Consider the following 14,305-nt stretch of genomic DNA (forward strand, 5'->3'; position numbering starts at 1 on the left):
ATTGGCGTCACGCCTTCAGGAAGCGCTGATATTCTTCCATCACCTGCGCATGGGTGACGAAATCGCCTTCCGCCTCGATCGGCCAGAAGGGATAGAAGCGCGCCTTCTCGAAGAGCTTCGGCAGATTGTCGTATTGATAGATCTTCTTGTTCTTCTCGTCGACGAGCGGCAGCGCCGCCTTGGTGATGATCGCTTGCGTCAGCGCGTCGGCGATCTGCTTCTGGCCCTCGGGCGAGATCGACTGGCCGAGGAGCTTATAGGCGAGATCACGGTTCGGCGCGCCCTTGGGGATGGCGAGCGTATCCATGAACACCATGGCGCCTTCATCCGGCACCACGAAATCGAGCACCTTGTTCTTGGCGGCGGCGAAGCCGACCATCGCGTCCCAGCCGATCGCCGAGGTCACCACTTCGCCCCGCGCGAAGAGATCGACCGCCTCGCCGTAAGAGGCCGAGAAGGTGCGGGCATGGTTCTTCTTGATGGTGATGAGGAAGTCGATCGTCTTCTTGAGCTCGTCCATGGTGAGCCGCGTCGCCGTCTTGGTGCCGGTGACGATCGGCGCCCAGGTGGCGAGCAGCCCGGTCATGTCGTCGACCATGGCGACCTTGCCTTTGACGTCGTCCTTCAGTGCATCCTTCCACGATGCGGGTTTGGCGGTCGCCGCCGGGTCATAAACCATCGACAGCGTGCCCCAGCTGAACGGCACCGCATAGAGCTTGCCGTCCTTGCGGATCGTATCGACATTGAGGAATTCCGGAAAGATGTCGGCGATGCCCGATACCTTGCTCTCATCGATCGGCTCGATCAGGTCGGCGGCGATGAGGATCGGGATATGGCCATAATAGATGGTGATGAAGTCGATCTGGCCGACGCCGCCCGCCTGCAGCCTGGTGATGATCTCTTCATTGGTGTTGATATAGGTCGTGGCGAGCGCAATGCCGTTGTCTTTCAGGAAAGAGCCGAGCTTCACCGGTTCGTCATAACCTTGCCAGCCGAGCCAGTTCACCGTCGTGTCGGCGTGGGCCGGCAGGCCACTGAGCGCCAGCGTGCCCGAGGCCGCCGCCATCGCCGCCATGAACCGGCGGCGGTCCATCTTCAAAAGCAGAGCGAGGTCGTCCTTATGCAGTGCCATGGTTTGTCTCCCTGATATCTGTTCTCATTTTCACGGGGCTGGTGCCTCAATAATCGGGCGCCACGCCGAAGATCACTTTCGAAGGCCCGTCCGACGTGTTGAAGAACGCATGGCGCACACCGCCCGGAATGAAGGCGGCGTCGCCGGGACTGAGCTCCCACCAATTCGGTGTTTCGTCGGGCAGATAAATGTTGCTCCTCCCCTCGAGGCTGTAGATGACCTTGTCGCCCTTGTGGCTGATCCATTCACACTCCTGTCCGGCGTGAAGGTCAATAATACCGACGGTCAGTTTTTCGTTTCCGCAGACGAGGCCGACCCGCATCGGCCGCGTCTCGCCGACGATCTCGTAGACATACTCGCCCGGGCGCACGAGCGTGGCGCGCTGGCCGGCCGCGGCCGTCTTGACCGGCGGGAAATTGCCTAGGCTCTCACGCGGCCCGAGCTTGATCTTGTCGAGCCAGGGCTGCTTCGCCGCATAGGCCTCGACCGCTTCCAGCGTGCGCGGCGTCAGGCATTCGAGGATATGCGACGTCTCCGACCCGAAATTATAACCCCAGTGCCAGGTATTGGGCGGGAAATAGAGCGTGTCGCCTTTCCGGAGCACATGCACCTCGCCGGTCTCAGGGCAGTGGAAGGTGAACTCACCTTTCAGGCAGTGATAGGTCTCGGCGCAATTGTAATAGGTCTTGAAATCGGGCGAGTTGCCGAACCGCGCGCCGACCGACATCTCGAAGCTCATCATGTGGATCTTGGGCGACGAGCCGTAGATCCAGTCCGACACGTAGCGCGCCTTTTCATCGCCCCAGAGAAAACGCGGCGTTTCATGCGCCTTGATGAGAGTGGCGCGCTCAAATGAGATGCCTTCCGGCCCTTGCGGCTTGTACTTATTTTGGTTCATTGCGGGTCCATTCGAGAAGACGCGCCGCGACCTTGGCTTTCAGGTCCGGATCGAAGCGCATCAGGTTGAAGTTTTCGGAAAGCCACAGCCCGTCGACGGCGAGGCGGATGATGGTCGCGACGACCGGATCGAGCCCATCGCGCTCGACATCGGCCTGGGTACGCGCCCCCTGATCCTGCACCGGGCCGAGCCTTTCGGGAAAAGACAGAAGCGCGGTGGTGATGGCGGAGCAGAGATTGTCGAAGCCCGCCCCGGTGAGCGGTGTCATGCCGAGGCTTGCTTTGACATAGGCGCGGGTGAAGCGGCCCTTGGCGTCGGACTCCTTGGTGCCCGCCTCGACGAGCGCCTGGTCGAACCAGGCGATCGAGCGCTCGATCATCGCCGCCGCGAGGTCCTCCTTGGAGCGGAAATGATAAAGGAGCCCGCCTTTCGAAATGCCGGAACGGGCGGCCACTGCATCGAGGGTCAGAGCCCGCACGCCCTGCTCGGCGACGACCGCCTCGGCGGCATCGAGAAGCTGGGCGCGGGTGTCACGAGCGGCTTGGGTTGCCATGGCCAGTTTCCTCTGAGTCTACTGTACCGTCTGGACGGTTTGTGTCAATCCCAGGGGCAACCTGCCCTTGCGACGGCCGATCAAATCGGCTTGATTGGCGGCGCGCAAGACTGGCGGATTCGCGCCTGAGGACGGGGGTTCAAATGCATATTCTTCTGGCGCTGGCGGGCATCATCGGCGCCGTCGGTTTCTGGTATTGGCGCTTCAAGGCGGCCAAGGAAACGGCCGACGAGATCACCGATATGGCGGGCACCGCCTGGGGCAAGTGGAAGCGCTACAAGTTCCGCAAGAAGGCCGAGGCATCCCCCGTCGAAGCGGTCGATGATCCGGTGGCGGCCGCCATCGTGATGATGATCGCCATCGCCAAGGAAGAACATCCATTGACGCCAGAGGCCGAGGCGGCGATCCGCGCTGAGGTGACGAAGACCATGGGCATCGCCGATCCGACCGAGCTCCTCGTCTTCGGCAAATGGGTGGCCTCCCATGTCGAGGACGCCAACAACGTCTCGCTGCGCTACTCCAAACTGTGGGCGCGTGATCTCTCCGAAAGCGAGCGGGCGGATTTCGTCCAGATGGTGCGCCGCGTGGCGGCTGTCGATGGCGAGGTGACCGCGCGCCAGCAGCTCAAGATCACCAAGCTCAGGGAGCGGCTGGGATTGCAATGACGCTCGCGACCTTGCGCACCAGCTTCAGCCGGCCGGAAAGCGAGGTTATCTGCAGCTATCTTGCGAGCGCCGGCATTCCGGCCATTCCCGCCGAACGTCACCATGCCACCTGCAATGGCGACTACCTCGTCGCGCAAGGCGGCATCCGCATAAAGGTGCCTGAAGCCTTGCTCACTGAGGCGCGTGCGGCGCTTGCCGAAGCGGAAGCGTCACCGCAATTGTCGGAGAGCCGCGCCTTCGCCCGCCATTACGTGGCGAATGCGCTGATCTTCCTCTGCTGCATTTTCACCGTCCTCGTCTATTTTCCCTGTTGGGTGAGGATGCAGAGAGAATCAGAAATCGCGGATAAGGTTTTGAATTAGCCGACGACGCGCCAGCTGCCGTCGCGCATCTCGCAGGCGGTGCCTTCGACGACTTCCGGTTCGCCATCGACCCAGATCGTGTGCTCGAAATCGCGGCACATCTGGTTTTCGTCGTCGCGATAGGAGGGCTGCGGCACGAAACGGCCGCGATGGCCGTTATTGGGATTCCGCCAGGTGGCCTCGCGGCCGGACCGGAAGGAGCGGTCGGCGGCATAATAAGCGCGCTCGCGATCGGCATCGTCGAGATTGCGCCCGACCGCACCGCCGACAACGGCACCCAGCGCCGCACCGAGGATCGTCGCCGCCGCGCGGCCCTTGCCATGGCCGATCGTGTTGCCGAGAAGGCCGCCCGCCACGCCGCCGATGACGGCGCCACCGGTTTCCTTCGGGCCCGAATTGGCGCAGCCCGCAAGCAGGAGACCCGAGAGGGCGATGATGGCGACAGACTTGGATTGCATTCGACTTCCCCAGCACTCTAAAGAACAGAAACCACCCATCCCGTTGGGCGCATGCCTGACTAGGCCCAGGCAATGGCGGCAAGACGGGCGAAATATGGTAAGTCTGAGGCATAACAAGGTTGAGTTAACCAGATGTCACTGAGCGATCTTCCTACCCTTATGGCAGCCCAGGGCTTCACCGAGCGCGAGGAACCGATCTCGCTGTTCGAGGAGTGGCTCAAGGATGCCGGCAAGTCCGAGCCCAATGATCCCAATGCCGTGGCGCTCGCCACCGTCGACGAGGAAGGCCTGCCCAATGTGCGCATGGTGCTTCTGAAGGCGGTCGATGGCCGGGGGTTCGTCTTCTACACCAATTACGAAAGCCAGAAGGGCCATGAGCTGCTCTCCGCCAGGAAGGCGGCATTGTGCTTTCACTGGAAATCGCTGCGCCGCCAGGTGCGCGTCAGGGGCCCGGTCGAGACGGTGAGCGATGCCGAGGCCGATGCCTATTTCGCCTCACGCCCGCGCGACAGCCGCATCGGCGCCTGGGCCTCACAGCAATCGCGTCCCTTGAAGGGCCGTTTCGAGCTCGAGGGGCAAGTCGCCCTCTACGGCGCCCGCTACGCCATCGGCGAAGTGCCGCGCCCGCCCTATTGGTCGGGCTTCCGCCTGCTCCCCACCTCCATCGAATTCTGGCACGACCGGCCGTTCCGCCTGCATGACCGCGTCGTCTTCCGCCGCGAGACGCCGCAGGGCGGCTGGAACAAAACCCGGCTATATCCGTGAGCATCGCGACAGGTTGATACCGGCTTTCCGCGAAAGCGACGCGAGAGAAAGTGAACAATGACCACCACTCCCGATAGCGAACGCAAGACCCTGATTCTGACCGGCGCCTCGCGTGGCATCGGCCATGCGACGGCGAAACGCTTCTCGACCGCCGGCTGGCGGGCGATCACCGTGTCGCGCCATCCTTTCCCGGAGGACTGTCCGTGGGATGCGGGACCGGAGGATCATATCCAGGCCGATCTCGCCGATCCCAAGGAAACCGCGGACGCGATTATCCAGATCAAGGAGCGGCTCAAGGCGCAGGGCTCACGCCTCCATGCGCTCATCAACAACGCCGCCATCTCGCCCAAGAAGCCGGGCGGCGGACGGCTCAATTCCATCGAGACCGCGGAAGAAGATTGGAAGACCGTCTTCCAGGTCAATTTCTACGCGCCGATCATGCTGGCCCGCGGCCTCATCGACGAGCTCGCCCGCGCCAAGGGCGCCGTCGTCAACGTCACCTCCATCGCGGGCTCGCGCGTTCATCCTTTCGCCGGCGCCGCTTATGCGACGTCGAAGGCGGCGCTCGCCGCTTTGACCCGCGAGATGGCCGGCGATTTCGGTCCCTTCGGCGTGCGCGTCAACGCCATCTCGCCGGGCGAGATCGAGACCTCGATCCTGTCGCCCGGCACCGAGAAGATCGTCGCCCAGCTTCCGTTGCATCGCTTAGGACAACCGGAAGAAGTGGCGAAGTCGATCTATTTCCTGTGCACCGACGCCTCGAGCTACGTGACCGGGGCCGAATTGCATATCAATGGCGGTCAGCATGTCTAACTCTAATCTGCGGCCGGAAACGATCGCCGCGCACTCCTTGAAGGCGATCGACGAGACCACGGGTTCGGTGGCGCCGCCGCTCTACACCGCGTCGACCTATGCGCGCGATGAAACCTACACGCCGAAGCTCAAGGAAAATTACATCCGCGGCGGCAACCCGACCTTGTGGCATGCCGAGGAAGCCGTGGCCGCCCTCGAGCAGGGCGTCGAAGCGCTCCTTTTCGCCTCGGGCATGGCGGCGATCACGACGCTGCTCGAGACGGTGCCGCAGGGCGCCCATGTCGCCGCGCCAGATGTCATGTATTACGGCACGCGTGACTGGCTGAAGCGGCTCGAGGCCAAGGGCCGCATCAGCTTGACCTTGTTCGACGCCGCCAACCCTGCCGCTTTGGCCAAAGCGTTGCGCAAAGGCGAGACCGATCTCGTCTGGATCGAGACGCCGCTCAACCCGACCTGGGACGTGATCGACATCGCCGAAGCCGCCAAGGCCGCGCATCAGGCAGGTGCCATTCTCGCCGTCGATGCCACCGCCAGCGCCGCCGTCACCACGCAGCCGCTGACGCTCGGCGCCGATATCGTCTTTCATTCGGCGACCAAATATCTCAACGGCCATTCCGACGTGCTGGCGGGCGTGCTCGTTACCCGTGAGGCTAATGCCCGCTGGAAGGAGATCGCCAGCCTGCGCACCAGGATCGGCTCGCCCCTGGCGCCCTTCGAGGCTTGGCTTCTCATCCGCGGCCTGCGCACCCTTTACGTCCGCTACCGCCAGGCCTCCGCCAATGCCATGGCCATTGCCCGCCATTTCGAGAAGCACCCGAAGATCGAGCGCGTGCTTTATCCGGGCCTCGCCTCGCACCGTGGACACACCATCGCCAAAAAACAGATGACCGACGGTTTCGGCGGCATGCTGTCCTTGCTGATCACGGGCGATGCGGCGGAAGCGGTCAAGGTCTGCACCCGCCTCAAGGTGATCGTGCCGGCCACCTCGCTGGGCGGCGTCGAGAGCCTCGCCGAGCATCGCAAGACCGTGGAAGGACCGGAAAGCCCGGTGCCCGACAACCTCATCCGGCTGTCGATCGGCATCGAGCATGCCGACGACCTCATCGCAGATCTCGAACAGGCGCTGGGCTGAGCCAACCGTCACCCCGACGAAAGTCGGGGCCCATTCAATAAGCGCGAGCGGGTGGTACCTATCGCCTTGAAGAGCCTAATGGATCCCGGCTTTCGCCGGGATGACAATTAGAGGTAGTGAGGCAGGCGACACCCCCTTCCCTACCACTGGTAACCAGTTCCGCCCCTCCCTATATGCTTTGGCGGAGAACTCTCATGCTTGATCTGGATGAACAGGGCCAGTCCCTGCCGGAGGTCACACACGCGGCGACCGACGGCGAAATACTCGACGCTTATTCCTCGGCGGTGATCGGTGCGGTCGACAAGGCCGGGCCGTCCGTCGTTCATATTGCAGTGAAGAACAGCCAGGGCCGCCAGGGTGGCGGCTCGGGTTTCGTCGTCGCTTCCGACGGCCTCATCTTCACCAACAGCCATGTCGTCTCGGGCGCCAAGACCATTCTGGTTGGGCTGCCCGACGGCCAGCGCGCCGCCGCGCGTATCATCGGCGAGGATCCCGACAGCGACATCGCCGTCATCCGCACCGATGAGAATCTGCACGTGCCGCCGCTGGCGTTGCACGATTCGAAGGCGATCAAACGCGGCCAGCTCGCCATCGCCATCGGCAATCCTCTAGGCTTCGAGCAGACGGTGACGACCGGCGTCATCAGCGCCATCGGCCGCTCGCTCAGGGCATCCACCGGCCGCCTCATCGACGACGTGATCCAGACCGATGCCGCGCTCAATCCCGGCAATTCGGGTGGACCGCTGGTCGATTCGAAGGGCCGAGTGATCGGCGTCAACACCGCCGTCATTCTCGGCGCCCAAGGCATCTGTTTCTCGGTCGCCAGCAACACCGCGCTCTACGCGCTGACTCAGATCCTGCAGCACGGCCGGGTGCGCCGCGCCGCCATCGGCATCGAAGGCCAGCAGACCGTGGTGCCGCGCCATGTCGCGCGCTTTGCCGGCATCGACCAGGAGATGGGCGTGCGTGTTATGAAGGTGGTCGAGAAGAGCCCGGCCGACGACGGCGGCATCAAATCGGGCGATCTCATCATCGCCATCGATGGCCATGCGGTTGCGGGCATCGACGATCTCCTGCGCCTGCTCAATCACGAGCGCGTCGGTCACGAGACGCGTATCACCGTGCTCCGGCGCGGGGAGTTGCGCGAACGTTTCATCGTGCCGGTGGAGCGGCGCTAGCCAGCACTCCCTCACGCTGAGGTGGCCGCGAAGCGGCCCTCGAAGCGTCCATCAGGATAGAGTGAGCTTGCGTCGACACACCCTTCGAGGCTCGCTTCGCTCGCACCTCAGGGTGAGGGCTGAGAGGCCTGCGCGAACTGGATCCGCTTCAGGACTTTGCGAAAGCGCGGCGGTGCAGCTCATGCACCTCCGCCTCGACTTCCGGCACGGGTCCCTCGACCTTCACGAAGGGCGCGATCTCCTGGATCGGCAAGGACCGTACCGGCGATTCGCGCGTGGACCCCATTTCCTTGCGCCATTGATTGAACTGGCGCGAGGAAGCCGCATAGACGATGCGGCCGAGGCCGGCCCAGCCATGCGCCGCCGCGCACATCGGACAATGCTCGCCCGATGTGTAGACGGTGGCCTTGGCGCGTTCCGCCGGCGTCATGTTCTCGCCGGCCCAGCGCGCCAGATCGAATTCGGGATGGCGCGTCTGGTCGCCTCCCGCGACGCGGTTGCGGTCCTCGGCCAGGACTTTGCCATCGCCGGAGACGAGCACCGAGCCAAACGGCTCATCGCCGGCGTCCAGCGCCTCGCGCGCCAGCTCGACCGCGCGGCGGATATGTTTGAGATCGGTTGCGTTGGTCATCAGTAAAGCCCGGTCTTGTATTCTTCCTGGATCTCCGCCTCGACCTGATCGGACTCCTCCGTCTCGACCTCGCAGGCGCGCGCCTGCTCCATCACCATATGGGCGAGGCCGGGCAGGAAGGAGCGGTCCTGATGCGCGGACGAATCCCACAATTGCGAGCGTCGAAAGGCCTTGGCGCAGTGGAAGAACACTTCATCCACATGCACGCGGATGCCGATCTTCGGCGCCCGGCCGTTGATCGCGGCGGGCGCCAGCTCGACCGGATCGTCGATGATCTCTGCCCGTCCGTTCACCCGCAGCGTGTCATCGATCCCGGGGATGAGAAACAGGATGCCGACCTTCGGATTGGCGATGATATTCGCCATCGTGTCGACCCGGTTGTTGCCGGGCCGGTCGGGAATGAGCAGCGTACGGTCATCGACGACGCGCACGAAACCCGGCGGATCGCCACGTGGCGAGACATCGGCATTGCCGTTTTCATCCGCCGTGCCGATACACAGAAAGGGCGAGCGCTCGATATAGGTTTTGGCATATTTGTCGATGCGCTTGAGCGTCTTGCCGGCGGCCAGCGGGCCGACCTCGCCCATCTTCGCCCTGAGAACACTCTTCTCCTCGATCCGGCTCATCTCATCATCCCTCGCTTGAGACTAGTTGCGCAGATTCTCCTTGAGCACGCGCTCTTCGAGAATCTTGAGACCCTTGGCCACGATGTCGAACATCTCGTTGATTTCGTCCGCGGTGATGACGAGCGGCGGGCAGAAGGCCACCGCATCACCCATCGCGCGCACGATGAGGCCGTTCTCCTGGAGGATATCGGCGCACAGCGCGCCGATTGCCTTCTTCGGATCGAAGGCCCGCTTGGTCTTCTTGTCGGCGACGAGCTCGAGCGCGCCGAGGAGGCCCTTGGCGCGGGCATTGCCCACCAGCGGATGATCGGCGAATTGCGCGATGCGCTTCTCGAAGACCGGCGCCACCTGGCGTACATGCTCGACCGTCTTGTCGCGCTCATAGATCTCGATCGTCTTCAGCGCCACGGCGCAGCCGACCGGATGCGCAGTATAGGTGAAGCCATGGCCGAAGGTGCCGAGCTTGCGGCTCTCGTCCAGCATCGCCTGATAGAGCTCTTCCTCGATGGTGATGGCGCCCATCGGGAAATAAGCCGAGGTGATGGCCTTGGCCATCGAGATCGAGGTCGGCTTCATGCCCATGGTCGTAGTGCCGAACCACTCACCTGTGCGCCCGAAGCCGCAGATCACTTCATCGGCAATGTAGCGCACGTCATATTTGGCGAGCACCGCATTGATCTTGGGGAAATAGCTGGACGGCGGGATGATGACGCCACCGGCGCCCATGATCGGCTCGGCGATGAAGGCGGCGACCGTCTCGGGTCCTTCCTTCTGGATGAGATCGTCGAGATCCTTGGCGAGGCGGTCGGTGAACTGATCTTCCGTCTCCCCCTCTTCGGCGAAGCGGTAATGATGCGGGCAGGATGTGTGCAGGATATTGGCGATCGGCAGATCGAAATCGGCATGCACCCAGGGCAGCCCGGTCAGCGACGCCGAGGCGATGGTGACGCCGTGATAGGCGCGCTGGCGTGAGATGATCTTCTTCTTTTTCGGCAGGCCCCTGGCATTGCTCATATACCAGGTGAGCTTGATCTGCATGTCGTTGGCTTCCGAGCCCGAGCCGCCGAACAGCACCTTGGAGGTCGGGCACGGCGCCAGCTCCTTGAGCTTCTCGGACAGCTCGATCGCCGAGTCATGCGACTTGCCGGAAAAGATGCTCGTATAGGAGAGCTTGCGCATCGCTTGCGCCGCCGCCTCGACGAGCTCTTCATTGCCATAGCCGAGCGAGGTGCACCACAGGCCGGCGAGGCCTTCGATATAGCGCTTGCCCTTGTCGTCATAGAGATGGATGCCGCGGCCCTCATTGAGGATGAGCGGCCCGGTTTCGCGATGACGCGCGAGATTGGTGTAGGGATGGATCACCGTCTCGATATCGCGGACGGCCATATTGGAGAGGCGGGACATTCGTTCACAAATCCTATTTTTTGTTCTGACGGTTGGCGATCAGGTCATCGACGACAGCGGGATCGGCGAGCGTCGAAGTGTCGCCGAGATTGCCGAATTCATCCTCGGCGATCTTGCGCAGGATGCGCCGCATGATCTTGCCGGAGCGCGTCTTGGGCAGGCCCGGCGCGAATTGCAGAAGATCGGGTGAGGCGATCGGGCCGATCTCCTTCCTTACATGGGTGACGAGGTCCTTGCGCAGAATGTCGCTGCCCTGCTCGCCCGCCATCAAGGTGACATAACAATAGATGCCGGTGCCTTTGATGTCATGCGGATAGCCGACCACCGCGGCTTCCGACACTTTCGGATGCGAGACGAGAGCCGATTCGACTTCTGCCGTACCGAGCCGGTGACCCGACACGTTGAGCACGTCATCGACGCGGCCGGTAATCCAGTAATAACCGTCCTTGTCGCGCCGGCAGCCGTCGCCGGTGAAATACATGCCCTTATAGGCGGAGAAATAAGTCTGCACGAAGCGCTCGTGATCGCCATAGACGGTGCGCATCTGGCCCGGCCACGAATCGAGGATGACCAGATTGCCCGAGGCTTCGCCTTTGAGGAACTCACCCTTGTCGTCGACCAGCGCCGGTTTGCAGCCGAAGAAGGGCCGCGTCGCCGAACCGGGCTTGAGCTTGGTGGCGCCGGGGAGCGGGGTGATCAATATGCCGCCGGTCTCGGTCTGCCACCAGGTATCGACGATCGGGCAGCGGTCGTCGCCCACCACGCGGTGATACCATTCCCAGGCTTCCGGATTGATCGGCTCGCCGACGCTGCCGAGAAGCCTGAGCGACTTGCGCGAGGTGCGTTTGACGAAATCCTCGCCGGCCCCCATCAGCGCGCGGATGGCGGTCGGCGCGGTATAGAAAATATTGACCTGATGCTTGTCGATCACTTCCCAGAAGCGCGAGGCGGTCGGATAGTTCGGCACGCCTTCGAACATCAAGGTCGTGGCGCCGTTGGCGAGGGGGCCATAGAGAATATAGGAATGGCCGGTGACCCAGCCCACATCCGCCGTGCACCAGTAGATGTCGCCGTCATGATAGTCGAAGACATATTGGTGGGTCATCGACGCAAAGAGGAGATAGCCGCCGGTCGTGTGCAGAACGCCCTTGGGCTTGCCGGTCGAGCCTGACGTGTAGAGGATGAACAGCGGGTCTTCCGCCTTCATCTTTTCGGGCTTGCACTCGGCCGGCACCTTGGCCGCTTCCTCGTGATACCAAACATCGCGTCCCGCCTGCATCGCGACCGCGCCGCCGGTGCGCCTGATGACGACGACCTTCTCGTCGCCCGAGCACTTCTTGAGCGCCTCGTCGGTATTGGCCTTGAGCGGGACCTTCTTGCCGCCCCGCAGGCCTTCATCGGCGGTGACGACGAATTTGGACTGGGCGTCGTTGATGCGCCCGGCGAGCGAATCCGGCGAGAAACCGCCGAACACCACCGAATGCACGGCACCGATGCGGGCGCAGGCGAGCATCGCATAGGCCGCTTCCGGGATCATCGGCATATAGATGGTGACCCGGTCGCCCTTCTTGACGCCCTGCTTTTTCAGCACATTGGCGAAGCGGCAGACCTGCTCATAGAGCTCGCGATAGGTGATTTTCTTGTCGTAATAAGGGTCATCGCCCTCCCAGATGATCGCCGTCTGGTCGGCGCGCTTCTTGAGATGGCGGTCGATGCAATTGACCGAGACATTGAGGACGCCGTCTTCGAACCATTTGATCGAGACATTGTCATAGGCGAAGCTGGTATTTTTGATCTTCTTCGGCGTCTTGAACCAGTCCAGCCGCTTGGCATGCTTGGCCCAGAATTTATCCGGGGCGGTAATCGATTCGGCATACATTTTCTTGTATTGCTCGTCGTTCACCAAAGCCCGCTTCTTCCACTGGGCCGGGACCGGGTAAACCTTGTCGGACATCAGCACATTCCTCCCTCTCATGCCGGGTTCGGGCAAGCAGTATGATGGCGCCGAGTCCTATCCTGCAATCCTCCTAGTGTCTAAGAAAATCAGCCCATAACAGCCATGCCCATCCATCTCCTCTGGTTCCTCGTTCTCGGCTGCTTCTGGGGCCTGACACCCTCCTTCTACAAGCTGATGGGCGAGGCGGGGCTGCCGGTCAGCCACATCATCGTCTATACCGGGCTCATCGTCGGCGCGGCGCTGGCGGTCGTGCCCTGGATGCGGGGCCGGCTCATGCTGACCCGCGAGACCTTGTTCTACGGTCTGGGCTGCGCGGCGCTTCTCAATGTCCCGTTTTCCCTGAGCCTGTTTTTCTCGCGCCATGTGCCGGCGACAGAATATGCCCTGGTCGTATCGACCGCCCCCTTCTGGAACTACATCCTGGCGCTTGTCCGGCGCCGCGAGAGCGCCCATCCGCGCCGTATCGGCGCCCTCATGCTCGGCTTCCTGTCGAGCGCCGTCCTCATCCTGACGCGCGACCACGGCGCCGAAGGGATCATTTCCTGGTGGCTTGCCGCCGCCTTCATCGTGCCGATCATCTACAGCGCCTATAATTCCTTCGCCGCCGAATACTGGCCGAAGAAGGCAGATACCTTGACAGTGGGGGCGCTCGAATCCGTCTTTTCCGGCCTCCTCGCCATTCCCTTCATGCTGGTCCTGGCGCCGCCCTGGAGCGCTGCGACGCCGCCGCTTTTCGCCTATTGGACGGCGCTCGCCGCGTCGGCGCTGTGGATCGTCGAGCGCATCGCCTTCTTCACCCTGATCCGCGACAAGGGCGCGCTCTACACGATCCAGGCCATCTATGTGTCGACACCGGCGGCGGTGCTGTGGGCGATCGTCATCTTCGGCCGTCCGGCCGATGCGTGGATATGGCTGAGCCTGGCGATATTGATGGGCGCGCTGTGGCTCAACAACAGCACACAGCGGGTGGCGATGTGAAATTTTGCCCTCCCCCTTGTGGGGAGGGTAACCGTCAGACCCGCCACACAGCGGTGCGCTTGATTTCCGAATCCTCGAGCTCGCGCGTCACCGGGACATTGTAGTCGATGACATGGGTGAGCGCCGATTTCGGCAAATAAGACCGGCCGGGATCGCCGATCAGCGCCAGGGCGCCCTGTTCCCGCGCCTGGCCCAGCCAGGCATGAACGCGCGCCGCGAGATCCTTCTCATAGAAGAGATCACCGACCAGGATCACGTCGAAACGGTCCGGCCCGTTCTGCAGCAGATCATCATCCGTGATGTCGAGCACGACATCATTCGCCTCAGCATTGAGTCGTGCCGCCGCGGTGGCGAAGAGATCGATATCGGCGGCGAGCACCGCCTCAGCACCAGCCTTCTTCGCTGCGATGCCGACAAGGCCTGATCCTGTTGCGAGATCGAGCACGGTCTTGCCCGCGACGAGCGCCGGATGATCGAGCACATAACGCGCCAGCGCCTGACCGCCGGCCCAGGCGAAAGCCCAGAAAGGCGGCGGCAGCCCGATCTCGCCCAGCTCCTCTTCGGTCTTCTGCCAGATCGGCACCGCTTCGTGGGCGAGATGCAACAGGACTTCCGGCACTAGAGGCGGCGCCAGCAGGCTGGTATTCTGCCGGATGAATTCCGGGTGATCGACGAGCTTCAGCACGACATATCAACTCTCAAAGTCCCTCACGCCGAGGTGGCCGCGAAGCGGCCCTCGAAGCGTCCGTCAGG

The 14,305-nt window shown here is 62.8% G+C and carries 16 protein-coding genes; 7 read left to right on the plus strand and 9 right to left on the minus strand.

Annotated elements, in window-relative coordinates:
• Positions 1-7: 7 nt before the first annotated feature.
• The 3 genes from JHL16_RS22570 to JHL16_RS22580 are packed head-to-tail and all read right to left on the minus strand — an operon-like array spanning position 8 to position 2,583.
• On the minus strand, positions 8-1,132 hold the full coding sequence (locus tag JHL16_RS22570) for an ABC transporter substrate-binding protein (RefSeq protein WP_200187058.1): 1,125 nt from the start codon (positions 1,130-1,132) through the stop codon (positions 8-10).
• A gap of 46 nt (positions 1,133-1,178) precedes the next feature.
• Positions 1,179-2,030: a cupin domain-containing protein gene (locus JHL16_RS22575; protein ID WP_200187059.1), complete on the minus strand. Its 852-nt coding sequence runs from the start codon at positions 2,028-2,030 to the stop codon at positions 1,179-1,181.
• The gene (locus JHL16_RS22580) at positions 2,017-2,583 is read right to left on the minus strand and encodes a TetR/AcrR family transcriptional regulator (RefSeq protein WP_200187060.1); all 567 of its coding nucleotides are present in this window, start codon (positions 2,581-2,583) and stop codon (positions 2,017-2,019) included. Before JHL16_RS22580 ends, JHL16_RS22575 begins: the two co-directional genes overlap by 14 nt.
• A 143-nt stretch (positions 2,584-2,726) precedes the next feature.
• Between JHL16_RS22580 and JHL16_RS22585 the strand changes: the two genes are divergently transcribed.
• Together JHL16_RS22585 and JHL16_RS22590 are read left to right on the plus strand one after the other, a co-directional pair.
• Positions 2,727-3,248: a hypothetical protein gene (locus JHL16_RS22585; protein ID WP_200187061.1), complete on the plus strand. Its 522-nt coding sequence runs from the start codon at positions 2,727-2,729 to the stop codon at positions 3,246-3,248.
• Positions 3,245-3,610, plus strand: coding sequence for a hypothetical protein (locus tag JHL16_RS22590; RefSeq protein WP_200187062.1), 366 nt, complete (start codon positions 3,245-3,247; stop codon positions 3,608-3,610). The genes JHL16_RS22585 and JHL16_RS22590 overlap by 4 nt, the downstream gene beginning before the upstream one ends.
• On the opposite strand, the gene JHL16_RS22595 is transcribed toward JHL16_RS22590, so the two are convergent.
• Positions 3,607-4,068 (minus strand): RT0821/Lpp0805 family surface protein, encoded by a 462-nt coding sequence (locus tag JHL16_RS22595; protein WP_200187063.1) that lies wholly within the window; start codon positions 4,066-4,068, stop codon positions 3,607-3,609. The genes JHL16_RS22590 and JHL16_RS22595 overlap by 4 nt on opposite strands.
• Before the next feature lie 159 nt (positions 4,069-4,227).
• On the opposite strand from JHL16_RS22595, the gene pdxH reads away from it, so the two are divergent.
• From pdxH to JHL16_RS22615, 4 genes are all read left to right on the plus strand, one after another.
• Positions 4,228-4,833 (plus strand): pyridoxamine 5'-phosphate oxidase, encoded by a 606-nt coding sequence (pdxH, locus tag JHL16_RS22600; RefSeq protein WP_420884566.1) that lies wholly within the window; start codon positions 4,228-4,230, stop codon positions 4,831-4,833.
• 57 nt (positions 4,834-4,890) lie between these two features.
• Positions 4,891-5,646, plus strand: coding sequence for an SDR family NAD(P)-dependent oxidoreductase (locus JHL16_RS22605; RefSeq protein WP_137860199.1), 756 nt, complete (start codon positions 4,891-4,893; stop codon positions 5,644-5,646).
• Positions 5,639-6,778: a trans-sulfuration enzyme family protein gene (locus JHL16_RS22610; RefSeq protein ID WP_246771006.1), complete on the plus strand. Its 1,140-nt coding sequence runs from the start codon at positions 5,639-5,641 to the stop codon at positions 6,776-6,778. The genes JHL16_RS22605 and JHL16_RS22610 overlap by 8 nt, the downstream gene beginning before the upstream one ends.
• Positions 6,779-6,972: 194 nt before the next feature.
• Positions 6,973-7,956, plus strand: coding sequence for a S1C family serine protease (locus JHL16_RS22615; protein WP_200187066.1), 984 nt, complete (start codon positions 6,973-6,975; stop codon positions 7,954-7,956).
• Between the two features lie 148 nt (positions 7,957-8,104).
• Here JHL16_RS22615 and JHL16_RS22620 read toward each other — a convergent pair whose 3' ends face one another.
• The 4 genes from JHL16_RS22620 to acs are packed head-to-tail and all read right to left on the minus strand — an operon-like array spanning position 8,105 to position 12,571.
• A complete protein-coding gene (locus tag JHL16_RS22620) occupies positions 8,105-8,587 on the minus strand; it encodes a nucleoside deaminase (RefSeq protein ID WP_200187067.1) in 483 nt (160 codons plus the stop codon).
• The gene (locus tag JHL16_RS22625; protein WP_200187068.1) at positions 8,587-9,213 is read right to left on the minus strand and encodes a pyridoxamine 5'-phosphate oxidase family protein; all 627 of its coding nucleotides are present in this window, start codon (positions 9,211-9,213) and stop codon (positions 8,587-8,589) included. Before JHL16_RS22625 ends, JHL16_RS22620 begins: the two co-directional genes overlap by 1 nt.
• 21 nt (positions 9,214-9,234) lie before the next feature.
• Entirely contained in the window at positions 9,235-10,617 is a 1,383-nt protein-coding gene (locus tag JHL16_RS22630) for an aminotransferase (protein ID WP_200187069.1), read from the minus strand.
• A gap of 13 nt (positions 10,618-10,630) precedes the next feature.
• Positions 10,631-12,571 (minus strand): acetate--CoA ligase, encoded by a 1,941-nt coding sequence (gene acs / locus JHL16_RS22635; protein WP_200187070.1) that lies wholly within the window; start codon positions 12,569-12,571, stop codon positions 10,631-10,633.
• Positions 12,572-12,676: 105 nt separating this feature from the next.
• Here acs and JHL16_RS22640 point away from each other — a divergent pair, with 105 nt between their 5' ends.
• Positions 12,677-13,552: a DMT family transporter gene (locus JHL16_RS22640; RefSeq protein WP_200187071.1), complete on the plus strand. Its 876-nt coding sequence runs from the start codon at positions 12,677-12,679 to the stop codon at positions 13,550-13,552.
• Positions 13,553-13,586: 34 nt separating this feature from the next.
• On the opposite strand, the gene JHL16_RS22645 is transcribed toward JHL16_RS22640, so the two are convergent.
• Positions 13,587-14,237 carry a 50S ribosomal protein L11 methyltransferase gene (locus JHL16_RS22645; protein WP_200187072.1) on the minus strand — a complete coding sequence of 217 codons (651 nt, stop codon included), beginning with the start codon at positions 14,235-14,237 and terminating at the stop codon, positions 13,587-13,589.
• Positions 14,238-14,305: the final 68 nt, after the last annotated feature.

It is taken from the genome of Taklimakanibacter albus (genome assembly GCF_016595235.1).
GTDB classification, from domain to species: domain Bacteria; phylum Pseudomonadota; class Alphaproteobacteria; order Rhizobiales; family Aestuariivirgaceae; genus Taklimakanibacter; species Taklimakanibacter albus.